Annotated in this window: 28 protein-coding genes; 18 read left to right on the forward strand and 10 right to left on the reverse strand. The window is 59.7% G+C overall.

The annotated features are described in order from the left end of the window. Nucleotides 1–31 precede the first annotated feature (31 nt). On the forward strand, nucleotides 32–1,732 hold the full coding sequence (fadD1, locus tag AC07V0_RS26415; protein ID WP_192351715.1) for a long-chain-fatty-acid--CoA ligase FadD1: 1,701 nt from the start codon (nucleotides 32–34) through the stop codon (nucleotides 1,730–1,732). 216 nt (nucleotides 1,733–1,948) lie between these two features. On the opposite strand, the gene AC07V0_RS26420 is transcribed toward fadD1, so the two are convergent. Beyond that, complete coding sequence (locus tag AC07V0_RS26420) at nucleotides 1,949–2,326, reverse strand: hypothetical protein (protein WP_018926454.1); 378 nt, start codon at nucleotides 2,324–2,326, stop codon at nucleotides 1,949–1,951. Between the two features lie 201 nt (nucleotides 2,327–2,527). Between AC07V0_RS26420 and AC07V0_RS26425 the strand changes: the two genes are divergently transcribed. The 3 genes from AC07V0_RS26425 (at nucleotide 2,528) to def (ending at nucleotide 4,365) form a co-directional block, all read left to right on the forward strand. Next, nucleotides 2,528–2,719 (forward strand): CsbD family protein, encoded by a 192-nt coding sequence (locus tag AC07V0_RS26425; RefSeq protein ID WP_018926453.1) that lies wholly within the window; start codon nucleotides 2,528–2,530, stop codon nucleotides 2,717–2,719. A 165-nt stretch (nucleotides 2,720–2,884) separates the two neighbouring features. Next, nucleotides 2,885–3,829 (forward strand): YihY/virulence factor BrkB family protein, encoded by a 945-nt coding sequence (locus AC07V0_RS26430; RefSeq protein ID WP_018926452.1) that lies wholly within the window; start codon nucleotides 2,885–2,887, stop codon nucleotides 3,827–3,829. Next, nucleotides 3,826–4,365: a peptide deformylase gene (gene def, locus AC07V0_RS26435; protein ID WP_018926451.1), complete on the forward strand. Its 540-nt coding sequence runs from the start codon at nucleotides 3,826–3,828 to the stop codon at nucleotides 4,363–4,365. The genes AC07V0_RS26430 and def overlap by 4 nt, the downstream gene beginning before the upstream one ends. 19 nt (nucleotides 4,366–4,384) lie before the next feature. Here the strand turns inward: def and AC07V0_RS26440 are convergent, their stop codons facing one another. Further along, nucleotides 4,385–4,804, reverse strand: a complete 420-nt coding sequence (locus AC07V0_RS26440; RefSeq protein ID WP_192351717.1) for a GNAT family N-acetyltransferase — start codon at nucleotides 4,802–4,804, stop codon at nucleotides 4,385–4,387. A 340-nt stretch (nucleotides 4,805–5,144) separates the two neighbouring features. On the opposite strand from AC07V0_RS26440, the gene AC07V0_RS26445 reads away from it, so the two are divergent. The 4 genes from AC07V0_RS26445 (at nucleotide 5,145) to AC07V0_RS26460 (ending at nucleotide 8,607) form a co-directional block, all read left to right on the forward strand. Then, the gene (locus tag AC07V0_RS26445; RefSeq protein ID WP_310397042.1) at nucleotides 5,145–6,086 is read left to right on the forward strand and encodes a fatty acid desaturase; all 942 of its coding nucleotides are present in this window, start codon (nucleotides 5,145–5,147) and stop codon (nucleotides 6,084–6,086) included. A gap of 24 nt (nucleotides 6,087–6,110) precedes the next feature. Beyond that, nucleotides 6,111–6,902 (forward strand): phosphate/phosphite/phosphonate ABC transporter substrate-binding protein, encoded by a 792-nt coding sequence (locus AC07V0_RS26450; protein ID WP_192351721.1) that lies wholly within the window; start codon nucleotides 6,111–6,113, stop codon nucleotides 6,900–6,902. Between the two features lie 131 nt (nucleotides 6,903–7,033). After that, nucleotides 7,034–7,597: a sigma-70 family RNA polymerase sigma factor gene (locus AC07V0_RS26455; RefSeq protein ID WP_018926446.1), complete on the forward strand. Its 564-nt coding sequence runs from the start codon at nucleotides 7,034–7,036 to the stop codon at nucleotides 7,595–7,597. Further along, a complete protein-coding gene (locus tag AC07V0_RS26460) occupies nucleotides 7,594–8,607 on the forward strand; it encodes an ABC transporter substrate-binding protein (protein ID WP_310397051.1) in 1,014 nt (337 codons plus the stop codon). The genes AC07V0_RS26455 and AC07V0_RS26460 overlap by 4 nt, the downstream gene beginning before the upstream one ends. Nucleotides 8,608–8,664: 57 nt before the next feature. Here the strand turns inward: AC07V0_RS26460 and gstA are convergent, their stop codons facing one another. Further along, nucleotides 8,665–9,267: a glutathione transferase GstA gene (gene gstA, locus AC07V0_RS26465; protein WP_192351725.1), complete on the reverse strand. Its 603-nt coding sequence runs from the start codon at nucleotides 9,265–9,267 to the stop codon at nucleotides 8,665–8,667. A 99-nt stretch (nucleotides 9,268–9,366) separates the two neighbouring features. Here gstA and AC07V0_RS26470 point away from each other — a divergent pair, with 99 nt between their 5' ends. Further along, nucleotides 9,367–10,266: a LysR family transcriptional regulator gene (locus AC07V0_RS26470; protein ID WP_192351727.1), complete on the forward strand. Its 900-nt coding sequence runs from the start codon at nucleotides 9,367–9,369 to the stop codon at nucleotides 10,264–10,266. A 98-nt stretch (nucleotides 10,267–10,364) separates the two neighbouring features. Here the strand turns inward: AC07V0_RS26470 and AC07V0_RS26475 are convergent, their stop codons facing one another. The 3 genes from AC07V0_RS26475 to gntR all read right to left on the reverse strand — a co-directional run bounded on the left by AC07V0_RS26475 (nucleotide 10,365) and on the right by gntR (nucleotide 12,880). Then, complete coding sequence (locus AC07V0_RS26475) at nucleotides 10,365–11,108, reverse strand: NAD-dependent epimerase/dehydratase family protein (RefSeq protein WP_018926442.1); 744 nt, start codon at nucleotides 11,106–11,108, stop codon at nucleotides 10,365–10,367. Between the two features lie 43 nt (nucleotides 11,109–11,151). Then, nucleotides 11,152–11,784, reverse strand: coding sequence for a glutathione S-transferase family protein (locus AC07V0_RS26480; protein ID WP_019651718.1), 633 nt, complete (start codon nucleotides 11,782–11,784; stop codon nucleotides 11,152–11,154). A 64-nt stretch (nucleotides 11,785–11,848) separates the two neighbouring features. Beyond that, a complete protein-coding gene (gntR, locus tag AC07V0_RS26485) occupies nucleotides 11,849–12,880 on the reverse strand; it encodes an HTH-type transcriptional regulator GntR (protein WP_018926440.1) in 1,032 nt (343 codons plus the stop codon). A 215-nt stretch (nucleotides 12,881–13,095) separates the two neighbouring features. Here gntR and AC07V0_RS26490 point away from each other — a divergent pair, with 215 nt between their 5' ends. Further along, nucleotides 13,096–13,629, forward strand: coding sequence for a gluconokinase (locus AC07V0_RS26490; RefSeq protein WP_019581445.1), 534 nt, complete (start codon nucleotides 13,096–13,098; stop codon nucleotides 13,627–13,629). Between the two features lie 81 nt (nucleotides 13,630–13,710). Beyond that, entirely contained in the window at nucleotides 13,711–15,063 is a 1,353-nt protein-coding gene (locus AC07V0_RS26495; RefSeq protein WP_111454775.1) for a GntP family permease, read from the forward strand. 243 nt (nucleotides 15,064–15,306) lie between these two features. Here the strand turns inward: AC07V0_RS26495 and alaC are convergent, their stop codons facing one another. Beyond that, on the reverse strand, nucleotides 15,307–16,524 hold the full coding sequence (gene alaC, locus AC07V0_RS26500) for an alanine transaminase (RefSeq protein ID WP_018926437.1): 1,218 nt from the start codon (nucleotides 16,522–16,524) through the stop codon (nucleotides 15,307–15,309). Nucleotides 16,525–16,662: 138 nt separating this feature from the next. On the opposite strand from alaC, the gene AC07V0_RS26505 reads away from it, so the two are divergent. The 3 genes from AC07V0_RS26505 (at nucleotide 16,663) to AC07V0_RS26515 (ending at nucleotide 18,693) form a co-directional block, all read left to right on the forward strand. Beyond that, entirely contained in the window at nucleotides 16,663–17,325 is a 663-nt protein-coding gene (locus AC07V0_RS26505; RefSeq protein ID WP_064616407.1) for a LysE family translocator, read from the forward strand. A gap of 69 nt (nucleotides 17,326–17,394) precedes the next feature. After that, on the forward strand, nucleotides 17,395–17,880 hold the full coding sequence (locus AC07V0_RS26510; protein WP_064616409.1) for a GyrI-like domain-containing protein: 486 nt from the start codon (nucleotides 17,395–17,397) through the stop codon (nucleotides 17,878–17,880). Between the two features lie 324 nt (nucleotides 17,881–18,204). Next, entirely contained in the window at nucleotides 18,205–18,693 is a 489-nt protein-coding gene (locus AC07V0_RS26515; protein ID WP_018926433.1) for a GNAT family N-acetyltransferase, read from the forward strand. Nucleotides 18,694–18,731: 38 nt separating this feature from the next. On the opposite strand, the gene AC07V0_RS26520 is transcribed toward AC07V0_RS26515, so the two are convergent. After that, nucleotides 18,732–19,337, reverse strand: coding sequence for a pyridoxamine 5'-phosphate oxidase family protein (locus AC07V0_RS26520; protein WP_007934805.1), 606 nt, complete (start codon nucleotides 19,335–19,337; stop codon nucleotides 18,732–18,734). A gap of 19 nt (nucleotides 19,338–19,356) precedes the next feature. Then, a complete protein-coding gene (locus tag AC07V0_RS26525; protein ID WP_192351729.1) occupies nucleotides 19,357–19,842 on the reverse strand; it encodes a GNAT family N-acetyltransferase in 486 nt (161 codons plus the stop codon). Between the two features lie 139 nt (nucleotides 19,843–19,981). Here AC07V0_RS26525 and AC07V0_RS26530 point away from each other — a divergent pair, with 139 nt between their 5' ends. The 3 genes from AC07V0_RS26530 (at nucleotide 19,982) to AC07V0_RS26540 (ending at nucleotide 22,162) form a co-directional block, all read left to right on the forward strand. Beyond that, nucleotides 19,982–20,407 (forward strand): YybH family protein, encoded by a 426-nt coding sequence (locus AC07V0_RS26530; RefSeq protein ID WP_018926431.1) that lies wholly within the window; start codon nucleotides 19,982–19,984, stop codon nucleotides 20,405–20,407. Between the two features lie 98 nt (nucleotides 20,408–20,505). Next, entirely contained in the window at nucleotides 20,506–20,850 is a 345-nt protein-coding gene (locus AC07V0_RS26535) for a YciI family protein (protein ID WP_019651728.1), read from the forward strand. A gap of 76 nt (nucleotides 20,851–20,926) precedes the next feature. Beyond that, nucleotides 20,927–22,162 carry an RNA polymerase sigma factor gene (locus tag AC07V0_RS26540; protein ID WP_018926429.1) on the forward strand — a complete coding sequence of 412 codons (1,236 nt, stop codon included), beginning with the start codon at nucleotides 20,927–20,929 and terminating at the stop codon, nucleotides 22,160–22,162. Between the two features lie 31 nt (nucleotides 22,163–22,193). Here the strand turns inward: AC07V0_RS26540 and AC07V0_RS26545 are convergent, their stop codons facing one another. Then, entirely contained in the window at nucleotides 22,194–23,048 is an 855-nt protein-coding gene (locus AC07V0_RS26545; RefSeq protein ID WP_018926428.1) for a LysR family transcriptional regulator, read from the reverse strand. 89 nt (nucleotides 23,049–23,137) lie between these two features. Between AC07V0_RS26545 and AC07V0_RS26550 the strand changes: the two genes are divergently transcribed. After that, entirely contained in the window at nucleotides 23,138–23,578 is a 441-nt protein-coding gene (locus tag AC07V0_RS26550; RefSeq protein WP_192351733.1) for a multidrug/biocide efflux PACE transporter, read from the forward strand. Nucleotides 23,579–23,658 lie beyond the last annotated feature (80 nt).

Below are 23,658 nucleotides of genomic sequence, written 5' to 3' on the forward strand. Positions count from 1 at the left end.
TTGAATTCGCGTTGCTGAGGAGTGGGCTTCCATGATCGAAGACTTTTGGAAGGATAAGTACCCAGCTGGAATTGCTGCCGAGATCAATCCAGACGAGTACCCGAATATTCAGGCAGTGTTGAAGCAATCCTGCCAACGCTTCGCTGACAAACCGGCATTCAGCAACCTGGGCAAGACAATCACCTACGGTGAGCTGTACGAATTGTCCGGTGCCTTTGCCGCTTACCTGCAACAGCATACCGATTTGCAGCCGGGCGATCGAATCGCCGTGCAATTGCCCAACGTGTTGCAGTACCCGGTCGCCGTCTTTGGTGCCATCCGCGCCGGGCTGATCGTGGTCAACACCAACCCGCTGTACACCGCGCGGGAAATGGAACACCAATTCAACGACTCCGGTGCCAAAGCCCTGGTCTGCCTGGCCAACATGGCGCATCTGGCACAGACCGTCGTGCCGAAAACCGGCGTCAAGCACGTGATCGTCACTGAAGTGGCCGACCTGCTGCCGCCGCTCAAGCGTCTGCTGATCAACAGCGTGATCAAGTACGTGAAGAAGATGGTCCCGGCGTATCACTTGCCCAAGGCCATCAAATTCAACGAAGTGTTGAGCAAAGGCCATGGCCAGCCAGTGGTTGAAGCCAACCCGGCCAGCAGCGACGTGGCGGTGCTGCAATACACCGGCGGCACCACCGGCGTGGCCAAGGGCGCGATGCTGACCCACCGCAACCTGGTGGCCAACATGCTGCAGTGCAAGGCGCTGATGGGCTCCAACCTCAACGAAGGTTGCGAGATCCTGATCACGCCGCTGCCGCTGTACCACATCTATGCCTTCACCTTTCATTGCATGGCGATGATGCTGATCGGCAACCACAACATTCTGATCAGCAACCCGCGCGACTTGCCGGCAATGGTCAAGGAACTGTCGAAGTGGAAGTTCAGCGGTTTCGTCGGCTTGAACACGTTGTTCGTCGCGTTGTGCAACAACGAAGCGTTCCGCAAGCTGGATTTCTCGAACCTGAAAATCACCTTGTCCGGCGGCATGGCCTTGCAACTGGCCGCGGCTGAACGTTGGAAAGCGGTCACCGGCTGCCCGATCTGCGAAGGTTACGGCATGACCGAAACCAGCCCGGTGGCTACGGTGAACCCGAGCCAGAACATCCAGATCGGCACCATCGGTATTCCGGTGCCGTCGACCCGGTGCAAAGTCATCGACGATGCCGGCGTTGAGCAGCCGTTGGGCGGCATCGGTGAACTGTGTGTGAAAGGTCCGCAAGTCATGAAGGGCTACTGGCAGCGTCAGGAAGCCACCGATGAAATACTCGACAGCGAAGGCTGGTTGAAGACCGGTGATATCGCACTGATTCAACCCGATGGCTACATGCGCATTGTCGATCGCAAGAAAGACATGATCCTGGTCTCCGGTTTCAACGTGTACCCCAACGAACTGGAAGACGTGCTGGCGACCCTGCCGGGCGTGCTGCAATGCGCGGCCATCGGCGTGCCGGACGAGAAGTCGGGGGAGGCGATCAAGATCTTCATCGTTGCCAAACCGGGCGTGACCCTGACCAAGGAACAGGTGATGGAGCACATGCGCGCCAACGTCACCGGCTACAAGGTGCCCAAAGCCGTGGAGTTCCGCGACGCGCTGCCAACCACCAACGTCGGCAAGATCCTGCGCCGCGAGTTGCGCGACGAAGAGCTGAAAAAGCTGGGCGTGAAGAAAGTCAGCGCCTGATCAAACAAAAGCCCCGCAGATGCGGGGCTTTTTGTTTAAAGCGGTATCAAAAGCGCTTTTGTGGCGAGGGAGCTTGCTCCCGCTCGGCTGCGCAGCAGTCGCAAAAGCAGCCAGCGGCCTGATCAGGTGAATCGAGGTACCTGATTTAGGGGCGCTACGCACCCCAGCGGGAGCAAGCTCCCTCGCCACAGGGGACTCTTTGATGGCTTGAGAGGATTACTGGCGGAACTGCGCGAAATTGACGTTGGTGCCCGCCGGACGCATGTCCTGCAGGTACGAGTCCTTGTCGGCGCTCAGTTCCAGGCTCAATGCAGCCTTGCGTTTACCCTGGTTGCGCACCACCAGGCCTTCGAGCTTCTCGCGCAGGAACACCGTCGGCACTTTCAGGTGCAGCAGTTCGTCGGTATCCGGGGTGTGCATCAGCAAGTGAATCCATTCGTACTGACCAATGGCCAGCCGCGCGACCGGGATATCGAACCAGAAAATGTTGCGGTTACGGTTCAATTCGGTGAAATGGCAGTTGTTGACGCCAAGCACTGCACCGCCAAGTTCCTGGTTTCTGCGGGCAATGGCCTGCTTTTTATCGAGTTTCATAACGTTCCTACGGGATTGGATCTTCAGCGCCATGGCCTGAATACGTTGCGCATTCTCGGGGCAAAGCCTGCAAACATAAAGCCTAACCTGCCTGGGGCGATGAAATGTTCTGTTGGGAAATAAATGAAACTCCGCGCAAAGGCTTTCGGTCCACCCTTATGTAACGACTTTCCCCGTTGAAATGTTCTCAGGAGACATACCATGAGCAGCACTGGCGATAAAGTTAAAGGCATGGCAAACGAAGCGGTCGGCAACGTCAAGCAAGGCGTCGGCAAGGCCACCGGTAATGACAAAATGCGCGCCGAAGGCGTCAGGCAGGAACAGAAAGGCGAAGCCCAGCAAGCCATCGGTAAGGTCAAGGATGCTCTTAAAAAAGGTATCGACAAGGCGTGATCCGGCCTTTGACGAGTAACACAAACGGCCATCCGCGGATGGCCGTTTTTGTGTCAGCTTGAACTTGAGCAAGGAAATTGTTTCAAAGTCGCCAAGTAGGCTACTTTGTTGTAGAAAACGGCCCCTGAGTCGCCATGACTTCAACTTTTTTGCGGCGAGACGCTAATGTTTTTCCCGACCATGAAAGGTCTGCCCCTGCATCGCGTGATGATGCGCACGGTCACCGAGTTCGTCGCCGACGAGATGTCGACCTATGCCTCGGCGCTCGCCTATCAGATGCTGTTCTCGCTGTTCCCTTTCATCCTGTTCCTGATTGCCCTGATCGGCTTCCTGCACTTGCCGGACTTCTTCTCCTGGCTGCGCCTGCAATCGGAACTGGTGCTGCCGCCCCAGGCGCTGGAGCAGGTGAACCCGGTGATCGACCAGCTCCAGCAATCCAAGGGTGGTTTGCTCTCGGTGGGTATTGTGATCGCCCTGTGGACCGCGTCCGCTGGTGTGCGGCTGATGATGAGTGCGATGAACGCCGCGTACGACGTGGTTGAAGGCCGTCCGGTGTGGAAGCGTTTTCCGCTGTCGATTTTCTACACCATCGGCATTGCCGGCATGCTGCTGGCCGCCGCTGCGCTGATGGTGCTCGGGCCGCAGGTGATGGCCTGGATCGCTTCGCAAGTGGGCCTTGAAGATTTCATTGTGACCGTCTGGACCATCGCGCGCTGGCCGGTGATCGTGATTCTATTGATGATGGCAGTGGCGCTGATTTACTACGTCATGCCCGACGTCAAACAAGAGTTTCGCTTCATCACCCCGGGTGCGGTGTTGTCCGTGGTGGTCTGGATCGTCGCTTCGCTGGGCTTCGGTCTGTACGTCAAAACCTTCGCCAACTACAACGCCATGTATGGCAGTATCGGCGCGATCATCGTGTTGTTGCTGTACTTCTATATTTCCGCCGCGGTGCTGTTGCTCGGTGCGGAAATGAACGCGGTGATCGAGCACATGTCATCCGAAGGTAAGAAACCCGGTGAAAAGGTGCACGAAGAACCCAAACAGCATGTCTCAGGACTGGGGCGAGATCACTCAATCCAGCCGACCACTGACGAAGTCATAAAATGATCCGTGAAATTCTGAAAATGGGCGATGAACGCCTGCTGCGCATCGCTCCGCCGGTGCCGGCGGAAATGTTCGACAGCCCCGAATTGTGGCAACTGATCGATGACATGTTCCAGACCATGGAAAGCGTCGGCGGGGTCGGCCTGGCCGCGCCGCAGATCGGTGTCGACCTGCAACTGGTGATCTTCGGTTTCGAGCACAGCGAGCGCTATCCGGACGCCGAAGCGGTGCCGCAGACGATTCTGATCAATCCGCTGATCACGCCCTTGAGCCCGACCCTCGAAGAGGGTTTCGAAGGCTGCCTGTCGGTGCCGGGCCTGCGTGGGGCGGTGGATCGCTATCAGCAGATTCGCTATGAAGGCTTTGATCCCAAGGGCGAGCCGATCGTGCGCATTGCCTCGGGATTTCATGCACGGGTGGTGCAGCATGAATGCGATCACCTGATCGGCCGGTTATACCCCTCGCGCATCACCGACTTCAGCAAGTTCGGGTTTACCGAAGTGATGTTCCCGGACCTTGATCCTGCGGCGGACGATTGAATCGCTAAAGGATCGCTGTTCATGCCGAACCTGGTTGCAAACCCATGGCAATCATCGGTTTGCTGCGCGCATAACGGCTCAACCGTTCGGCCAGGGCGTAGGGCAGGGGCGGGTCGAAGGTAAAACCACGACGCTCATAAAAGCCACGCAAATCCGGATGGCAGAACAGCCAGACCGGTTCTTCAAGGTGCTTGACGGCGTGGGCGATCAACGTCGCGGCGATTCCTTGTTCGCGACAGCTCGGGTCGACAAACAGCCCGGTCAGCCAATGCCCGCCGGCCACCGGCCGCAAACACAGCGCCGCGATGATCTCTTCACGTCTTGCGACCCACAATTGAGCGTCTCGCACCGCTTTCATCGACGATTGGTGGGCACGGTAAAACTTGTTCATCAACGGCCAAAATGGCTCGTCGAGCAAGGTGTACTGGGTGTTGGGCATGGGCTCGGACAGTCGGTGGGCAGGGCACAGATTATAAAAGAACACGCGCGCCGGGATAGGTGTATACCTGATCTCACATCCCCTGTTAGTGGAGTACGCATCATGTCCAAAGGTATGGAATCAAAGAAAGCCGCGAAGAAAAAGCCGGCGAAAACCGCAATTGAAAAGCGCGCGGACAAGAAAGCCAAGAAGGTGAATGTGTTCGGCCACTGATCCCGCGTCCATGGAGCCCGAGTCCTCGGGCTCCTGTTTTTTGCGTCTATCGAAATAACCAAACAATCTGCAAGAAATCCCGGCGCCGTTGCACAGAGGGGGATTGGTTCCCGTTCTGAGCAAAGCCATGCCCCATTACTTTGACGCTGCCCATCGTGAAGAAATCGAAACCCTGCGCCAACGTTTCACCGCTCGCACCGAGTGGCCGACCTGGCTGTTGCTGATCGGCGTTTACGTCGGCTGGTTCAGTATTGTGCTGGGCAGTGCCCGGTTGGGGCTCTGGTGGAGCACGTTGTTGCTGATTCCACTGCTGGTGTTGTGGTTGTCGGTGCAGCACGAATTGCTGCACGGTCATCCCACCCGTTGGCCAATGCTGAATAAAGTCCTCGGTTATGCGCCGTTTGCGGTCTGGTATCCCTACACCTTGTACCGCGACAGCCATTTGCTGCATCACCGCGACGAAGACCTGACCATCCCAGGTAGCGACCCGGAAAGCCGTTACCTGAGCGCTGAACAGTGGCAGCGCAGTTCGCTGTTCGAACAGGGCCTGCACTGGCTGAACAAAACCGTGCTGGGGCGCTTGGCCCTCGGTGCGCCACTGGCCTTGCTGGCGCTGGTGCGGGAGGAGCTGCAACGGCTGAAAACGGGTGAGCGCCAAGCCTGGTTGATGTGGCTGAGCCATGGTGCGCTGACGCTGCTGATGCTGGCGTTCATCGCGCGCTACAGCGTGCTTCCGGTTTGGTATTACCTGTCGCTGATCAGCGTGCCGGCGCTGTCGATTGCAATGATTCGCTCCTACTATGAACACCGTCCGCATGCGCAACCGGAGCAACGCACCGTCATCAATGAAGCAGGGTGGCCGTGGCGCTGGCTGTTCCTGAATCTCAATCTGCACCTGGTGCACCATGACTTGCCGGGGTTGCCCTGGTACGACTTGCCACGGGTGTACCGCGCGCATCGCGATCAATGGCTGGCGCGCAGTGGCGGGTTTCTGGTGCGGGGTTATGGCCAGTGGGTGCGTTGGCACGGGGTGAGGGCGATTGACAGTCCGCGGCATCCGTTTCATTGATTTTCACTGGTGAAGAAATATTCGATGACACAACACCTTGCTGAATTACTGATGTACGTCGCTCCCGAGCCGATCCACCAAGCCAACGAGCGTTGGCTGTCGCAGATACTCGAACAGCTCGGCAGCACCCGCCTTGATGCCGAAGAACTGTCGCTGATGGACCTTTGGCTATCCCCGCACCTGCTGCTGACCCAAACCTGTGGTTACCCGTTGATGACAGCCTTGCGCGGTCGCGTCCGGGTCATTGGTCGTCCTCGTTATGAACTGCCGGACAGCAGCGGCGGCAACCATTGCAGCCTGTTGCTGACTCGCGCCGATGATCCTCGAAGAACGTTGTCGGCCTTGCGCGGCAGTCGCGGCGTGATCAACGGCGAAGACTCCAACAGTGGCATGAACCTGTTGCGTCACCGACTGGCGCCGTTGCACCGCGACGGGCAGTTTTTTGCCCGTGTCGCCATCAGCGGCAGCCACCGCGAAAGCCTGCGCTGGCTGCGTGACGACCTGGCGGACCTGGCCGCCATCGACAGCGTGACCTTCGCCTATCTGGCGCAGCACGCCCAGGCAGAAGTCGCTGGCTTGAGAATATTGGCGCGCACCGCGTTCAGTCCGACGTTGCCGTACATCGCGGCGGCTGACACCACTGATGTGCAGGCTGAACAGCTTCGACAGGTGATGAACCAGACATTGAAGGAGCTGCCCGAGGTCGCCGAGACGTTGGGTCTGCGAGAAGTGTTGCCTGCCAGCGAGAGCGACTATCAGATTATTCTCGATTATCAGCGGGAAGCCGAAGCACTGGGGTATGGACGGTTGCGATGAGGCTCATTCATGTAAATTCATTTATGGAATATAAAAATTCATTTTAAGTATTTTTAATGAATAAGGCTCCTTGCTAGGATCGCGCCACCGGATCACCGGACATTCAGCGACCCCTAACCCAAGGAGCCCCTATGTCCGGCGCCGACGTTTCCCATCGCAACGACGTGGGCGGATTGTTCCGCGCCCACTACACCTGGCTGTGCGCACGTCTGCGCCGATATCTGGGAGCCAGTCCCAGTGTCGAAGACATTGCCGCCGAAACCTTCGTGCAATTGCTCGAGTCGCCAGGCCTGACGCCGATTCGCGAACCCCGCGCCTTACTCACTACCATCGCCCAGCGATTGATTTATCAGCTGTGGCGCCATCGGGATCTGGAACGCCAACACCTCGAGCAGTTACTGCCGACTGATCCGATTGGCGGGCCATCGCCTGAAGACCTGGCGCAGTTCTCCCAGACCCTGAAGCACCTGGATCGAACCCTCGACCGCCTGCCGGGCCAGGTCAGGGCAACGTTTCTGCTGTCGCGAGTCGACGGCCTGACCTACCCACAAATTGCCGCCGAACTGGGCATTTCCCAGCGTTCGGTCAGCGTCTACATGACCCGTTCCCAGGCTCTGTGCACGCTGCACAGCGCCAACGAACCCCTGAACCGAACGTCCTTGAACCGAACACCCCAGACCCGGAGGTCCGCATGAGATCGATCAAAACCCTGCTCGGCAGTTCGCTGCTGGCCCTGAGCCTTGTGGCTGGCCATGTTCCCGCCGCAGAAAAAGCCACACCCATCCATTTCGGCGACATCACCTGGGAAAGCGGCAGCCTGATCACCGAGATCCTGCGGCTGATCGTCGAGAAAGGTTATGGCTACCCAACCGACACCTTGCCCGGCAGCACCGTCAGCCTCGAAGCCGCGTTGGCCAAGAACGACATCCAGGTGATCGGCGAAGAGTGGGCCGGGCGCAGTCCGGCCTGGGTCAAGGCGGCATCGGAGGGCAAAGTGTTTGGTTTGGGCGATACCGTCAAAGGCGCCACCGAAGGCTGGTGGGTGCCGGAATACGTGATCAAGGGCGACCCGGAACGCGGCATTAAACCCTTGGCGCCGGAGCTGAAATCCGTCGCCGACCTGGCCCGCTACAAGGACGTATTCCGCGACCCCGAAGACCCAAGCCGCGGACGCTTCCTCAACAGCCCGACCGGCTGGACGTCGGAGATCGTCAACAGCCAGAAACTCAAGGCCTATGACCTGACCGCCAGCTACGTGAACTTCCGCACCGGTTCCGGCGCTGCGCTGGATGCCGAGGTCGCTTCATCGATCCGCCGGGGCAAACCGGTGCTGTTCTACTACTGGTCGCCGACGCCACTGTTGGGCCGCTTCAAATTGGTGAAACTCGAAGAGCCACCGTTCGACGCGCAAGCCTGGAAAACCCTGGCCGATGCCAACAATCCGAACCCCAAGGGCACGCGTTCGATGCCGGCCAGCCTGGCCATCGGCGTGTCGGCACCGTTCAAGGCGCAGTACCCGGACCTGGTGGCGTTCTTCGAAAAGGTCGAATTGCCGATCGATCTGCTCAACCAGACCCTGGGGCAGATGAGCGAAAAACGCCAGCAACCGCGTCAGGTCGCCGAAGCGTTTTTGCGCGATCAGCCGCAAGTGTGGAAGGGCTGGGTGCCGGGTGAGGTGGCGAGCAAAGTGAGTGCGAGTTTGTAGTTCAGCGGTGTTTGATAGATAGCTATCGCGGGCTTGCCCGCGAAGCGATCTAAAGCCTTACACCAACTCCGCCGCCAATGTCGCTTTCACGCTCGGCCGCTGATCAACCCGCGCCTGAAAGCGCGCCAACGCCGGCCAATCATCCAGATCAATCGCAAACAGCCGAGCCCAACGCAACACCGTAAACAGATACGCATCGGCAATGCTGAACCCGCCGGCCATCAAGTAGTCCTGCCGCTCCAGCGTCCGGCTCAACACGGCAAAGCGCTTGAACAGTTTCTCTTTGATGAGCGCCTTCACCTCGTCCGCAAACTGCGGATTGAACAGCCAACCCAGCCCGCCATGAATCTCGGTCGAAACGAAGTTCAGCCATTCCTGTAACCGCACCCGCTCGAACGTTCCGCTCGCCGGTGCCAGGTTTGCCTCCGGGTGCAGATCCGCCAGGTACTGCAGGATCGCCGGGCCTTCGGTCAGCACATCGCCGTTATCCAGCTGCAATGCCGCGACGTAGCCTTTGGGGTTAATGGCGAGGAAGTCATCGCCGGTGACGGTTTTCTTGCTGCTGTTGTCGACGCGGACCAACTCGAACGGCAGCTCCAGTTCGCGCAGCACAATGTGCGGCGCCAATGAGCAGGCTTGCGGGATGTAATACAACTTCATGGGCAGGGCTCTGGTTGCGGATTTGCGCCAGTGTCATAGTGCGCGGCACCCTCGGTAAAATTAATCTTTCAGAAAACTGCCATAAGGAAAGCTACTGCCATGATGAACCTGATGCATTGGCGAATGGTGGTGGCGGTGGCCGATACCGGCAACATTACCCGCGCCGCTGAGCGGGTCGGCATGACCCAATCCGGTGCCAGCCAGGCACTGGCCTTGATCGAAGAAACCCTGGGCGTTCAGCTGTTCAGCCGGGAAAACCGCCAGACCTTGCCGACCGCCATCGGCTTGCCTGTGATCGAACAGGCACGAACCATGCTCGGTGCCCTGGAAAACATCCGCAGCACCGTCGACGCCGCTAAAGGCATCCAGCGCGGGACGATTCGTCTGGCCAGTTTCCCTATGGTGCTGACGACGTTCCTGCCGCCACTGTTGCGCCAGTTCAATCGGCTGTATCCCGGCATTCAAGTGGTGGCGCTGGAGGTCAGCGACGATGAAGTGGAAACGTTGCTCAGTGCCGGGCTGGTGGATGTCGGTGTGGCGTTGAACCCGGCACCCGCGCGCAATGCCGGACGTTTGGGGCGTGATGCCTGGGTGGCGGTTTTGCCCGGTGGCCATCCCTTGGCGCGTCGCTCGAATGAAGAGGGCGTCTCACTGGCGGAACTGGCGCAGCAACCCTTTGTGCTGGCCACGGGCGGGTGCTCGACCAATGCCCGCAGCCTGGCGGCTGATGCCGGGTTGCAACTGCTGGATGTGCGGGCCGAGGTGCGTGAGTGGAGCAGTGCGTTCACCCTGGTGCGGGAAAACATCGGCGTGACCGTGGTGCCGGAAATGACCCTGCCGACTCATCGCCAAGGCTTGCGGATAGTGCCGGTGACGCCGCGCATCGACCGGGAGTTTGCCTTGGTGGTCGCGCCCGACAAAGAACCTTCGGCGGCGGTGCGGGCGCTGCTGAGGATGCTCGCAGAACATCAGTTATCGGCTGATTCGTCCGGGAACTGAAAAGGAGGGCGATCAACCCTTGCCGCCGAGCGGCAGAGGTCGACCGACCTCAGGCTACAGCGCAAGAACCACGTTGCCCGGATTCTGGAGACGCACCGTCAAGGAAACCCAATGGGAATGTCGAACTCCTGAAATGCATCGTCCACCGGCCTATAACCCAACACCCGGGTAGTTTCACTGAGGTCCAGGCGTTTGAAACGGTTATTGGAGATACCGTGGGCGATCAGGTGTTGCACACCTTCGACCTCCACAGAGAGTTGCAGCAACTGCACTGCATCACGAGGGCTGAGCCATGCACTCAGGTCGCGAGCGTTGGTCAATTCGTGACGGTCCGCAAACTCGAAAGCGCCGATGCGTATGGCAATGCTCGAGAGGTTGTGTTTGGCAGCGTAGAACGCACACAAGGCTTCGCCATAACACTTGCTGACGCCATACAGATTGGCCGGCATCACCTGCATGCCCGGTGTGATCTGCCGGTCCACCGGATAGCCCTCGATGGTCTGTGCGCTGCTGGCGAACACCAATCGTTTACAACCCGCAGCCACGGCGGCTTCGAACAGGTAAGTGGTGGCCAGAATATTGTTGGGCAGTAACTCATCGAAAGAGGCGGTGGCGTGAGGGATGCCGGCCAGATGCACAATGACGTCGATGCCTTTCAGCACTTCGCTTATGGCGGTGAGGTCGGACAGGTCCAGGCGTACAAAGCGATGCGGTGCTTCGACATTGAAGTCGGGCTCGATGCGATCCGTCAGCACGAAGGTGTAGCGGTCCTGCGAAGCTTCAAAAAAGGTTTTGCCGATTCTGCCGCAGGCGCCGGTCAGCAGTACGTTGAGTCCGTTCATGGGGTTCTCTTTTTATGGAAGGGCAGAGGGAGCGGGTTTGGCGTTATGGCACGCCGTTGCAGGCGTGTTCCATGAACCCCGGTCGCAATGCCAGTCGTTGGCAATACGCGTCGACGGCGGGATAGTCCGGGCGTTCCATCGGGGTCATCCGCCAGCGGTTGACCGACAAGCCGATGAGGATATCGGCCAGGGTGAACCGAGGTCCGGCGACATACGCACCGGTCGACGCGAGTTGCTGTTCGAGGATGCCCATTTTCGCGTTCCAGCCGCGAACGCCATCGGCGATCCGCTGCGGATCCTGGAAGTTCGGCAATTGCCGCACCAGCGCAAAAAAGGCGTAGCCCCAGGACGGATTGAGTTCGGTGGCTTGCCAGTCCATCCACTGTTCCACGCGAGCGCGCGCCGCCGGCTCGATGGGCAACAGATCGGTGTTTTGGTATTTGCCGGCCAGGTAGCGGCAGATGGTGTTGGACTCCCACAGCACGCCGGCTTCGTCGATGAGCACCGGCACCTGTGCGTTAGGGTTGAGCTGGAGAAACTCCGGACTCTGGGTCGAGGCAAAACCGCTGCCCCAGTCTTCCCGTTCGTAGGAAACGCCCAGTTCGTCGCAGGCCCACAGGACCTTTCTGACGTTGATTGACGAGGCCCTACCCAAAATCTTCAGCGCATGTCCCATTGAGCTTCTCCGTTTGCTGTTACAGGTGCCGGGAATCTAGCACGAGCAAATGGACGATTGCGTATCAGGTACTCTCGCGCACCTTCAATTCAAACCCCATGTCCTGCACCGGTTTGGCCACCGAATTGCCGGCCATCAAGGTCAGCATCAACTCGGCCGAACGACGGCCAATGGCCTCTCGAGGCGTATTGATGCTACTCAGGCGCGGCACCATGTGTTCGGACATGGGCAGGTCGTTGAAGCCGAGGATCGCCACCTGTTCGGGGATCTTGATCCCGCAGCGCAAGGCTTCGAGCAGTGCGCCCTGGGCCAGGTCGTCGTTGCCGAAGAAGATCGCATCGAGGTCTGGATGCGCAGCCAGCAATTGCAGGAACAGTTCGCCACCGAGTCCGACCGATGAGGCCCGTGGCGTCAACACTTCCAGATCCGGGTCGTAGCGCCCGGCCTTTTGCAGCGCCCGACGGAAACCTTCGCCCCGCAGCAACGTACGCTGATCCAGCTGCGCTCCGATATAAGCCAGGCGTTTGCGACCGCGCGACAGCAAATGCTCGGCCGCCGTTTCGCCGGCGGCCAGCTGCGAAAAACCGACGCAATTGAGTCCCGCCGCACTGTCCAGTTCCATCATGTAGACGCAGGGAATGTTGCTGGCCTCGATCATCCGCCGCGAACTTTCGGTGCGGTCGAAACCGGTCAGCAGCAAGCCGCGCGGCTGATAAGCCATGTAGTTGCGCAGCAGGTTTTCTTCTTCATCGCGCGAGTAATGGAAGTTACCGATCAGCACTTCGAAGCCCTTTGGTCGCAAAACCTGATGAATGGCTTCCAGCGTGTCGATGAACAGCAGGTTGGATAATGACGGTACCAACACCACGACGGAATGGCTCTGGGCCGAGGCCAGCGCGCGGGCGGCGGGGTTGACCACGTAGTTCAACTCGAGGGCAGCCTTCTGGACTTTTTCCACCAGTTCGGTGGCCACCGTGCTGACGCCACGCAGGGCGCGGGAGGCTGTAATCGGGCTGACACCGGCCAGGCGCGCGACTTCGTTGAGGGTAGGACGGCCAGTGGTTCGTGTATTTTTATCGTTTTTAGGGGTATTCATCGGACGGCTTGCCAAACAAAATTCAAGGCACTAAGGTAGCGCTGTCTCGATGCAGCTGCAAATGCGTGAGCGGGGTTTGCCTGATCCTCGCTTTTCGGCATCGAGAACGAACATGCTGCAACCCACAAAAATGACAAGAAGGCGTCGGCAACATCTGCTTTTGCACTAGAGTTTTACGTAGCAAAGGTAGCGCTGTCTGCGCGCTGAGGTGTTACATGAATCATCCCATCACCGCCCTGGTCATCATGGGCGTTGCCGGTTGCGGCAAGACGTGTGTCAGCCAGGCCCTGTGCCAGCTCAGCGGCGCCACCGCCATTGAAGGCGACACTTTCCACCCTGCCGCCAATATCGAAAAGATGAGCGCGGGTATCCCCCTGAACGACGAAGACCGTGCCGGCTGGCTCGACAGCCTGTGCGATGAACTGCGCCGCGTCGACGCCCGTGGCGAGCGCCCGGTGCTGACCTGTTCGGCCCTCAAACACAGTTACCGCGAACGCTTGCGCAGTGCCTTGCCGGGCCTGGGCTTTGTGTTCCTTGAGTTGACCCCTGAAGTCGCCGCCGATCGTGTCTCCCATCGGCCGGGCCACTTCATGCCGTCGACCCTGATCGACAGCCAGTTCGCCACCCTTGAATCGCCCGTTGGTGAGCCCCTGACCCTGGCTCTGGATGCTTCAAGTTACAGCGTCGACGAATTGGCCGCTCAGGCCCACCGTTGGTGGCTCGATCACGGCCTGAAACTCGCCAGTTGAGTTTTGCTGCAAAAGATAGCGCTGTCCTGACGGCTTCTGATTAATCGCTTTAATAACAACAACAAACAGGAGACACCCCCCATGTTTGGCATGTCCCACGAGTCGTTTCTGCTGCTCGATGCAGTGGTCACGGTGATCGGCTTGATTGTCCTGATCACCAAGTTCAAGTTTCACCCGTTCATTGCATTGATCATCGCCGCCGCGTTCCTCGGGCTGACCTCCGGCATGCCGATCGGCACCATCATCAAGGCGTTCCAGGATGGTTTCGGCGGCGTTCTCGGTTTCGTCGGGATCATTCTGGCGCTGGGCACCATGCTCGGCAAAATGATGGCCGAGTCCGGCGGGGCGGATCAGATCGCCCAGACCCTGATTCGGGCCTTCGGCAAGGACAAGGTGCAGTGGGCCATGATGTTCGCGGCCTTCCTGGTCGGCATCCCGCTGTTCTTCGAAATCGGCTTCGTGCTGCTGATCCCGCTGGTGTTCATCGTCGCCCGTCGTACCGGCGTGTCGATCATCAAGATCGGTATCCCGCTGCTGGCCGGTCTGTCCGCCGTGCACGGTCTGGTTCCTCCGCACCCGGGTCCGCTGCTGGCGATCGGCGTGTTCGGTGCCGACATTGGTAAAACCATTCTCTACGGCCTGATCGTTGCGCTGCCGACTGCCATCATCGCCGGTCCGATCTACGGTACGTTCATTTCCAAGTACATTCCCGGTCATCCAAACCAGGAATTGGTGGACCAACTGGCGCGGGAGTCGGATTCCGCCGATCTGCCGAGCTTCGGCATTACCCTGGTCACCGTGCTGTCGCCCGTTTTCCTGATGCTGCTCAAGACCTTTGCCGATGTGGTGCTGCCGGATGGCAACTTCTTCCGCACCTTCATGGACCTGATCGGTCACCCGATCTCGGCCCTCCTGCTGGCATTGCTGCTGTCGCTGTACACCTTCGGCTACAAGCAGGGCATCGGTTCGCAACAGATGCTCAAATGGCTGGATTCGAGCCTTGCGCCGACTGCCGCGATCATCCTGATCATCGGTGCCGGTGGTGGCTTCAAGCAGATGCTGGTGACTAGCGGTGTGGGTGATGTGATCGGTCACATGGCGGTGGCGGCTCAGATCTCACCGATCCTGCTGGCCTGGCTGGTGGCGGCGGTGATTCGCATCGCGACCGGTTCGGCAACCGTGGCGACCATCACTGGCGCCGGCATCGTGGTGCCGGTAGTGGGGATGATTCCGGGTGTGAACCGTGAGCTGCTGGTGCTGGCCACCGGTGCCGGTTCGTTGATCCTGTCCCACGTCAACGACGCCGGTTTCTGGCTGGTGAAGCAGTACTTCAACATGACCGTGGCGGAAACCTTCAAGACCTGGACCGCGATGGAAACCATCCTGTCCGTGGTGGGTTTGGGCTTTATCCTGCTGTTGTCATTGTTCGTCTAAATACATTTGGCAGGCACAAAAAAACCGCAGCGATGCGGTTTTTTTGTGGGTGAGATCTAACCCAATGTCGAGCAAGCTTTTTGTGGCGAGGGAGCTTGCTCCCGCTCGGCTGCGTAGCAGTCGTAAATCCGTCCACCGTGTTCTATCTGAAAAAAACATGGTGATTGGTTTTGGGGCCGCTTCGCGCCCCAGCGGGAGCAAGCTCCCTCGCCACAGATGTTTGTTCTCACAGGGTTTTGTGTGTCAGGCGTTGGTTTTGGTGACCAACCCATCCGCCCGAAACATCCCGCGAATTCCGCGTACGGCCTGACGAATCCGGTCCTGGTTTTCGATCAGCGCGAAGCGCACATGATCGTCCCCGTACTCACCAAACCCGACACCCGGCGAGACGCAAACCTTGGCCTCGGCCAGCAGTTTCTTGGCGAATTCCAGCGAGCCCAGGTGTGCATACGCCTCGGGAATCTTGGCCCAGACGTACATCGACGCCTTCGGGTTCTCGACCATCCAGCCCAATTCATGCAAGCCTTTGACCAGCACGTTGCGACGCTGGCGATACTGTTCGGCAATGTCGCGCACGCATTGCTGATCGCCTTCCAGCGCCGCGATGGCCGCGACCTGCAGCGGGGTGAAGGTGCCGTAGTCGTGGTAGCTCTTGATCCGCGCCAGAGCGTTGACCAGCTCCGGGTTACCGACCATGAAGCCGATGCGCCAGCCCGCCATGTTGTAACTCTTGGACAGGGTGAAAAACTCCACCGCGATGTCCTTGGCGCCGGGCACTTGCATGATCGACGGGGCTTTCCAGCCGTCGTAGACGATGTCGGCGTAGGCCAGGTCGTGCACCACCAGAACGTCGTACTGTTTGGCGAGGGCGATCACCCGCTCGAAGAAGTCCAGCTCCACGCACTGGGCGGTGGGGTTGGACGGAAAGCCCAGGATCATCATTTTCGGTTTCGGGATCGAACCGCGAATCGCCCGTTCCAGCTCGGCGAAGAAATCCACGCCAGGGATCAGCGGCACCGACCGCACCTGGGCGCCGGCAATCACGGCACCGTAGATGTGAATCGGGTAGCTCGGGTTCGGCACCAGCACGGTGTCGCCCTGGTCGAGGGTGGCCAGCATCAAATGCGCCAGGCCTTCCTTGGAACCGATGGTGACGATGGCTTCGTTTTCCGGGTCGATATCAACCTGGTAGCGATCCTTGTACCAATTGGAAATCGCCCGACGCAGGCGCGGAATCCCTTTGGACGTGGAGTAGCCGTGGGTGTCTTCACGCTGGGCGACGGTGACCAGTTTTTCGACGATGTGCGGCGGCGTGGCGCCGTCGGGGTTGCCCATGCTCAAGTCGATGATGTCTTCGCCACGACGACGGGCGGCCATCTTCAGCTCGGCAGTGATGTTGAAAACGTAAGGGGGGAGTCGATCTATGCGCGCAAAGCGGCGCGGCGAACCTTGTTCGGCCATTGTTGCCTCGAATAACGTAAGCGCCCGGAACCGTCCGAGCGACGCTGGCCACTGCGGTGGCCTGTGGCGGAATGTAAGGGCAGGTATGGCAAACTGTCCAGCCTCTACGTAAACAAATTTTCCGAAGGAAACGGGTTGATGGAATTTACCAGTGGCTTCCTGCTCAGCCTTTCGCTGTGCCTGGACATCGGCGTGGCCAATATCGCGATGATCACGCTGGCGATGCAGCGCGGATATTTCCAGGGTTTTGCCCTGGGGCTGGGGACTTGCGTCGGCGACCTGATTTACGCAGTGCTGGCACTGGCCGGCATGACCGTATTGCTGCAATACGAAACCGTGCGTTGGGTGTTGTGGATCGGCGGGTCGGCGTTGCTGCTGTACTTCGCGGCGAAGATGATTCATTCGGCGATCTACCACAGTGCGGTGTTGGCCGAGACCGCCGACGTTGGCCACAACTCCCATCGCAAAGAGTTCTTGCGGGGGATTTTCCTCGCCATGTCGTCGCCCAGTGCGATTCTCTGGTTCGCCGCGGTGGGCGGCACCCTGATTGCCCGTTCCGGTGGCGGCGGCACCCTCAGCTCGGCGTTGTTTCTCGGTGGATTTCTCTGTGCGGGAATTCTCTGGTGCGTCACGCTGTGCTTTGCGGCGAGCCATGGCGGCAAGCTGCTCGGAGACAAACTGCTGCGTTATTCCTACATGGCATCGGCCGCGATCTTCTGCTATTTCGCGGTGTACGTGATTCTTTCGGGTTACAACGAGTTTATCGGTGCGCCCACCGCCGGGCAGCTTCCGGGGCTCTGACTGGGCGAATCGGGTTTGGCCTCTATACTCCCAGCCGAACCCACTTTTTACGTTCCCAGGAGTCGAGTCATGGATGAGCAAATACGCGATGATCAGGTTGAGCAACGCTTCGAACACGGGCACTTCATGCTCATAGCGGGGCTTGGCGGACGATTTACCCAAGAGACGGCCGGCAAGATTCCCAAGCTCTGGGATAAATTCGTTCCCCACATCGGCAATGTTCCCGGGCAAAAGGGCGAAGTGACCTACGGCGTTTGCTGCAACCCGGACGGCAAGGGCGGTTTCGAATACATCGCCGGTGTCGAGATCAGCAAGCTCGACGACCTGCCCGAGAAATACCGCTGGGTCGAGATTCAGCCCCAGTATTACGCGGTGTTCGAGCACAAGGGCTCGCTGGATACCTTGCCCCAGACCTTTCAGTACATCTGGAACACCTGGTTGCCGCAGTCCGGTCACGAGGCAGCGGATGCCCCGGAGTTCGAACGCTACAGCGAAGACTTCAACCCGAAGCTCAATACCGGCGTGCTGGAAATCTGGCTGCCGATCAAGTCCTGATCACATCTGCGGAGGCGGCTCAACCGGCCGCCTCTGCATGTCCTGCGGGCACTATTTTCCCTTGTTCACCCGTCGCGCCCGCAACAGGTCGATCGCCAAAGAAACGAAGCCGAACGTGCTGATGCCCAACAGCATAAGAAGACCGATTTGGACGCTGCTCATGGTGTGTTCCCCTCATGGTGACTAGAGACAGGCAACACAAATAGCCCCGGGCGACGCGCAATGAAAGTGCCTATACGAAGGCTTTACGGCACTTGTCGTGATCGATATGAACACCTTATTAATTTATGATCCCAGCCTTTCCCCCGCCGATTCCGAGCTGCCATGAACACCGTCATCCGCCACGTCATTCCCGCTGACCTGGACCGCTGCTACGCCATCGAAACCGTTGCCTACGAAGGCGACGAAGCCGCCACCCGCGAGAAAATCGCCACCCGCATCGCCACTTGGCCCGAGGGCTTCATCGTCGCCGAAGTGGATGGCGTTGTAGCCGGTTTCGTCAATTCCGGTGCGGCGTTCGAGGTGGAAATGTCGGACGAGGCGTTCAAGGAACTGATCGGCCACGACCCGGCCGGCCCGCATGTGGTGATCATGTCGGTGGTGGTGCATCCGGATTATCAGGGGCAAGGCCTGGCGAAACGCTTGATGGGTGAATTCATCCAGCGCATGCGCGCACTGAACAAGGCAAGCATCCACCTGATGTGCAAAGAGCGGCACATTGCACTGTATGCCGGGTTTGGGTTTGTCTACATCAAGCCTTCGGCGTCCGACCATGGCGGGATGGCGTGGCATGAGATGGTGCTCACCCTCTGATGATCGTTCCCACGCAGAGCGTGGTAACGACCAATCCTCTAATAGAGACTATCGCGCACCCTGGCCGGTGCTTCCCGGTCATACGTCTCGGCATCGAACTGCCCATCGTTCAGCCGTTTGTGAAACGCGCCAGCGGTTGGCAGGGCAGAGCGGTCGAGGTAGCGCTCGGGGTTCCACAAATCCGAACGAACAATCGCTTTCGAACAATGGAAATACGCCGCTTCCACCGTCACCAGCATTACCGTGCGCGCCGGTTTGCCATTGACGGCAAAACTCTCCAGCAATGCGGGCTCGGCGCTGATCTGCGCCGTGCCGTTGACCCGCAGCGTCTCGCCGATCCCCGGAATGATGAACAGCAGCGATACCCGCGAGTCGAGCACGACATTGCGCAGCGTGTCGATGCGGTTGTTGCCGGGGCGATCCGGGATCGCCAGCGTGCGCTCATCGATGATCCGCACAAAACCCGGCGTATCGCCGCGCGGTGAGCCGTCCATGCCGTCGGGGCCGACCGAGCTGATAATCACCAGCGGCGAGGCGCGGACCATCGCCTGATAGTCCTCGTTCAAAAACGGGATCTGCTTGCGCACCGCGCGCTCATGGGGCAGGCCGTAGATCGCTTCCAGCGCTTCGATTGAATTCAACATTCGTTCATCCCTCCATGAATCAGAAAACCAGTCCCATCCGTCGTTCGTAACCGATCCGACCTTTGTACGCTTCGCCGCTGTCGACAAAACCGTATTTGGTATACAGCGCGATGGCCGATTCATTGTCGGCATCCACCGACAACTCCAGCCCTTTGATCTCCGGCCAGGCCTGGCGCGCAACCTCGGGCAGGGCTTGCAGGCAGGCCTTGCCGTAACCTTTGCCCTGGGCGCGGTGATCGACTTGCAGGGCGTGCAGGGTGGCGCTGTGTTCGTCGGCCCAGGCCGGCAGCACCGGCGGGCGCTTGAGCAGCAGGAAGGCCACCGGAACCTCTTCGGCCAGCAGAGCAAAGCCTTTGACGCCAGGCCCCGGTTTGGACAGCAAGGTGTGCAATGCACCGTGGATGTCGCCGGAGAATCTGATCTGTTCGGCGTGGATTTCGATGGCCTCGACCTGTCGGCGCTGCAAGGCGTTCAGGCTTTCGTAAGGCACGAGTCGGGCTGTCACTGGAGTGTCCTTTTTCCAACACAAATGAGCCTCGGATTCTAGCGAGTTTGCCTCCATGGATTATTTTTATTTCGGTTGTCGATTTGGCTTTTCGCCAGACGACTAAAGGTGTCTTCAACAAAAAACGTGGAGAACCCTCATGAACGCTCAGACACAAATCCATAACTTGATCGAGAACTACCGTCAGGCGGTCATCGCCAAGGATGTGGAAAAGGTCATGGCCCTGTACGCCGACGACATCGTCTCCTTCGATGCCGTCAAAGCCCTGCAATTCAAGGGCAAGGCGGCCTACCGTGCGCATTGGCAGGAATGCATGGAGATGTGCCCCGGCCCGCATATTTTCGAGTTCCATGAAATCAACGTCGTGCCGTCGCAGGAGATCGCTTTCGCTCACTGGCTGGCGCATTGCGGCGGCACCAATGAAAAGGGTGAAACCCAGGCTTGCTGGATGCGCGTCACCGCGTGCTATCGGCAGGAAGCGGGGCTCTGGCAGATCGTCCACGAACACTGGTCGGCTCCGTTCGACATGACCAGCGGCGCGGCGCTGTTCAACCTGGAACCCTGATGGTCGGGTTGTTTATCGGAAAGCAGCGCCAAAGCGCCAATCGACAGCCATAGTTGATCAGTTCGGTCACGGCAAAGCCGCCTGAAATGGAGAGTCCCATGAAGTATCTATGCCTGGTCTACAGCAACGAGCACGAATTGCACTCGCTGCCCGAAAGCCCCAACGACGCCGAGTGCATGGCCTATGCCGAGTCGATCCAGGGCAGTGGCCGGATGATCGCCGCCGAAGCGCTGGAGTCGGTGCAGACCGCGACCACCGTGCGCATGCGCAACGGCAAAATGTCGATCACCGACGGCCCGTTCGCTGAAACCAAGGAGCAGTTGGCCGGCTTCTACCTGATCGATGCCAAAGACCTCAATGAAGCCCTCCAGGTCGCCGGTAACATTCCGGCGGCCCGGGTCGGCTGCGTCGAGGTGCGGCCCGTTCGCCAGTTAAATGTCTGAATAACTATCACAACAGGAGTTCTTTTATGAGTGTGCAATCCGTCCAGCGAAAAATGGCCCCAGGCATGCCGGACTGATGCCGGGCGAATCGGTACGGGCGCAAGTCGAGCAGGTTTACCGCGACGAGTCGCGGCGAATCCTGGCGACCCTGATCCGCTTGCTCGGCGATTTCGATCTCGCCGAAGAAGCGCTGCACGAGGCGTTCTTCGTCGCGGTCGAGCGCTGGCAGCGCGACGGCGTGCCGGACAATCCGCGTACCTGGCTGGTGTCCACTGGCCGTTTCAAGGCCATCGATGTGTTGCGTCGGCGCGCGCGTTTTAACGCGTCCCGGCCGTTGTTGATCGCTCAACTGGAGGCGCTGGAGCAGGCTGACTGGAGTGACGAAGACGTGGAAGACGATCGCCTGCGCCTGATCTTCACCTGTTGTCACCCGGCACTGGCGGCGGACGCTCAAGTGCCGCTGACCCTGCGTGAAGTCTGCGACCTGACCACGGAAGAAATCGCCCGGGCTTTCCTCTCGGCACCGGCCACCATCGCCCAGCGCATCGTGCGCGCCAAGGCCAAGATCCGTGACGCGAAAATCCCATACCAAGTGCCCACCCTGACGGAACTGCCCGAGCGACTCGACAGCGTGTTGCGGGTGATTTACCTGGTGTTCAACGAAGGGTATTCGGCGTCCATCGGCAACGAACTGATCCGTGAAGACCTGACGCGCGAAGCGATTCGTCTCGGTCGGTTGTTGATGGAGCTGTTGCCTGAACCGGAGGTGATGGGGCTGCTGGCGCTGATGCTGTTGCATGAGTCCCGGCGTCCGGCCAGGACCTCCGCGAGCGGTGAGCTGATTGTGCTGGATGAACAGGATCGCTCGTTGTGGAACGCCGAGCTGATTGCCGAAGGCTGCGCCTTGATTGAGCGGGCGCTGACGACACGGCGCTTCGGACCTTATTGCCTGCAAGCGGCGATTGCCGCGGTGCATGCCGAAGCGCCCTCGGCGGCAGAGACGGACTGGGCGCAGATTGTCGGTCTGTACGACGTGCTGCTGCGGGCGGTGCCGTCGCCGGTGATCGAACTGAACCGCGCGGCGGCGCTGTCCAGGCGCGATGGCCCGCAGGCCGGGCTGACGTTGATCGAAGGGATTCTGGCCCGGGGCGAGTTGCTGGATTACCACCTGGCGCATTCGGCACGGGCAGAGTTTTGCCGGCAGTTGGGAAGGGTGGAAGAGGCGCGAGCGGCGTATCAGCGGGCGCTGGAATTGACACAGCAGGTGCCGGAGCGGCGGTTTATCGAGGGACGGCTCCGGGCGTTGGAGTGATGTGATTTCACTGGCCCCATCGCGAGCTTCGCTATTCCAGCATCTTGCCCAATAACCAACTCCCCGCTGGCCCCGGCGGGTGCAAACGCGACCACAGCGCATCGACATACACCGGTTTCGGCCAGCCGCGCACTTTCAATTCCACCAACGAGCCAGCCCCGAACCGTCCCACCAGCCATCGCGGCAACGGTGCCCAGCCGAACCCGCCCTGGGCCATTTCCAGCAGCATCAGGTAACTTGGCGCCGACCAGACCCGCCCCTTCGCGCGGCTTTCATACGGATTGACGATCGTCGCCAGACGCAGTTCGCGGTGCTGTTGCAGCACGTCCTGATCGATGTCGTTCAGCGTCGCCAATGGGTGCGCGTGGGACACGAACAGGGCGATTTCCGTGCGCTCGTCCACCGTCGAACTGACCAGATCCGGCGGGTAGCTGTCCTGCATTTCGGCGAAGGCGACGTGCGCGCGGCCGCGTTGTACCAGTGCTACCAAGTCATCGCATTCGGCGATCAGGCATTCAAGTTCCAGGTCCGGGTAACGCTGCTCGAAAGCACTGAGCGCCGCTTCGAAACGGTCGGACTGGTAAGTGTCGGAAATCGCCACGGTCAACTTTGGCTCGATGCCTTGGGACAGTTGGCTGGCGGTCATTTCCAGACGGCTGGTGGCGGCCAGAATCTCCTCGGCCCGTTGCAGCATGACGTGCCCGGCCGGGGTCAGGCTCGGCTTGCGGCTGCTGCGGTCGAAGAGGACAAGGTTCAGGTCGATTTCCAGGCTCGCCACGGCGGCGCTGATGGTCGACTGACTGCGCCCGAGCTTGCGCGCCGCGGCGGAAAACGAGCCTTGGGTCGCGGCCTCTACAAACGCCAGCAACACTTCGTGGGAAGCCATGAACTATCGCCTTGATCGATGGTTATTGGTTATGAAGTATCGGTTCGATGGCAGATCATGGCAACCACAGTCACTCAGGGAGTCTGGCCATGAACGCCAACAAATCCATCACTGAACGCATCTTCCAGGCCATCGGTTTCGAGCTGCTGGCCGTTTTGATCTGTACCCCACTGCTGGCCTGGATCATGGACAAACCCATGTTGGAAATGGGCGTGGCAACCATGGCGATTGCAGCCCTTGCCTTGGCCTGGAACGTGGTCTTCAACGGCCTGTTCGACCGTTTGCTCAAGCGCTTTGCCATTGTGCGTAACGCTTGGATCCGCGTGGTGCATGCGCTGTTGTTCGAAGGCGGGCTGGTGGCGTTTGGGGTGCCGTTGATTGCCTGGTGGCTGAAGATCAGCCTGTGGCAGGCGTTCCTGCTGGACATTGGCGTGCTGCTGTTTTTCCTGCCGTACACCTACGTGTACCACTGGGGTTACGACGTGGTGCGGGAGCGGCTATTACTGCGCAGGGCCTGCGAAGGCTATTGAATGACCTGTAGGAGCGGGGGGGGGGGGGGGGGGGGGGGGGGGGGGGGGGGGGGGGGGGGGGGGGGGGGGGGGGGGGGGGG

Source organism: Pseudomonas sp. GW821-FHT01E10 (assembly GCF_059422365.1).

Excerpts from the sequence above, each read along its gene's own strand:
- AC07V0_RS26445 (WP_310397042.1), top strand. The coding sequence starts at position 5,145 with ATGCCCCATTACTTTGACGCTGCCCATCGTGAAGAAATCGAAACCCTG.
- AC07V0_RS26450 (WP_192351721.1), top strand. The coding sequence starts at position 6,111 with ATGACACAACACCTTGCTGAATTACTGATGTACGTCGCTCCCGAGCCG.
- fadD1 (WP_192351715.1), top strand. The coding sequence starts at position 32 with ATGATCGAAGACTTTTGGAAGGATAAGTACCCAGCTGGAATTGCTGCC.
- AC07V0_RS26495 (WP_111454775.1), top strand. The coding sequence starts at position 13,711 with ATGTTTGGCATGTCCCACGAGTCGTTTCTGCTGCTCGATGCAGTGGTC.
- AC07V0_RS26475 (WP_018926442.1), bottom strand. The coding sequence starts at position 11,108 with ATGAACGGACTCAACGTACTGCTGACCGGCGCCTGCGGCAGAATCGGC.
- AC07V0_RS26520 (WP_007934805.1), bottom strand. The coding sequence starts at position 19,337 with ATGTTGAATTCAATCGAAGCGCTGGAAGCGATCTACGGCCTGCCCCAT.
- AC07V0_RS26545 (WP_018926428.1), bottom strand. The coding sequence starts at position 23,048 with ATGGCTTCCCACGAAGTGTTGCTGGCGTTTGTAGAGGCCGCGACCCAA.
- AC07V0_RS26490 (WP_019581445.1), top strand. The coding sequence starts at position 13,096 with ATGAATCATCCCATCACCGCCCTGGTCATCATGGGCGTTGCCGGTTGC.
- gntR (WP_018926440.1), bottom strand. The coding sequence starts at position 12,880 with ATGAATACCCCTAAAAACGATAAAAATACACGAACCACTGGCCGTCCT.
- AC07V0_RS26460 (WP_310397051.1), top strand. The coding sequence starts at position 7,594 with ATGAGATCGATCAAAACCCTGCTCGGCAGTTCGCTGCTGGCCCTGAGC.
- AC07V0_RS26505 (WP_064616407.1), top strand. The coding sequence starts at position 16,663 with ATGGAATTTACCAGTGGCTTCCTGCTCAGCCTTTCGCTGTGCCTGGAC.
- AC07V0_RS26510 (WP_064616409.1), top strand. The coding sequence starts at position 17,395 with ATGGATGAGCAAATACGCGATGATCAGGTTGAGCAACGCTTCGAACAC.
- AC07V0_RS26540 (WP_018926429.1), top strand. The coding sequence starts at position 20,927 with ATGCCGGGCGAATCGGTACGGGCGCAAGTCGAGCAGGTTTACCGCGAC.
- AC07V0_RS26430 (WP_018926452.1), top strand. The coding sequence starts at position 2,885 with ATGTTTTTCCCGACCATGAAAGGTCTGCCCCTGCATCGCGTGATGATG.
- AC07V0_RS26530 (WP_018926431.1), top strand. The coding sequence starts at position 19,982 with ATGAACGCTCAGACACAAATCCATAACTTGATCGAGAACTACCGTCAG.
- AC07V0_RS26470 (WP_192351727.1), top strand. The coding sequence starts at position 9,367 with ATGATGAACCTGATGCATTGGCGAATGGTGGTGGCGGTGGCCGATACC.
- AC07V0_RS26480 (WP_019651718.1), bottom strand. The coding sequence starts at position 11,784 with ATGGGACATGCGCTGAAGATTTTGGGTAGGGCCTCGTCAATCAACGTC.
- AC07V0_RS26550 (WP_192351733.1), top strand. The coding sequence starts at position 23,138 with ATGAACGCCAACAAATCCATCACTGAACGCATCTTCCAGGCCATCGGT.
- AC07V0_RS26425 (WP_018926453.1), top strand. The coding sequence starts at position 2,528 with ATGAGCAGCACTGGCGATAAAGTTAAAGGCATGGCAAACGAAGCGGTC.
- AC07V0_RS26515 (WP_018926433.1), top strand. The coding sequence starts at position 18,205 with ATGAACACCGTCATCCGCCACGTCATTCCCGCTGACCTGGACCGCTGC.
- gstA (WP_192351725.1), bottom strand. The coding sequence starts at position 9,267 with ATGAAGTTGTATTACATCCCGCAAGCCTGCTCATTGGCGCCGCACATT.
- def (WP_018926451.1), top strand. The coding sequence starts at position 3,826 with ATGATCCGTGAAATTCTGAAAATGGGCGATGAACGCCTGCTGCGCATC.
- alaC (WP_018926437.1), bottom strand. The coding sequence starts at position 16,524 with ATGGCCGAACAAGGTTCGCCGCGCCGCTTTGCGCGCATAGATCGACTC.
- AC07V0_RS26440 (WP_192351717.1), bottom strand. The coding sequence starts at position 4,804 with ATGCCCAACACCCAGTACACCTTGCTCGACGAGCCATTTTGGCCGTTG.
- AC07V0_RS26455 (WP_018926446.1), top strand. The coding sequence starts at position 7,034 with ATGTCCGGCGCCGACGTTTCCCATCGCAACGACGTGGGCGGATTGTTC.
- AC07V0_RS26535 (WP_019651728.1), top strand. The coding sequence starts at position 20,506 with ATGAAGTATCTATGCCTGGTCTACAGCAACGAGCACGAATTGCACTCG.
- AC07V0_RS26420 (WP_018926454.1), bottom strand. The coding sequence starts at position 2,326 with ATGAAACTCGATAAAAAGCAGGCCATTGCCCGCAGAAACCAGGAACTT.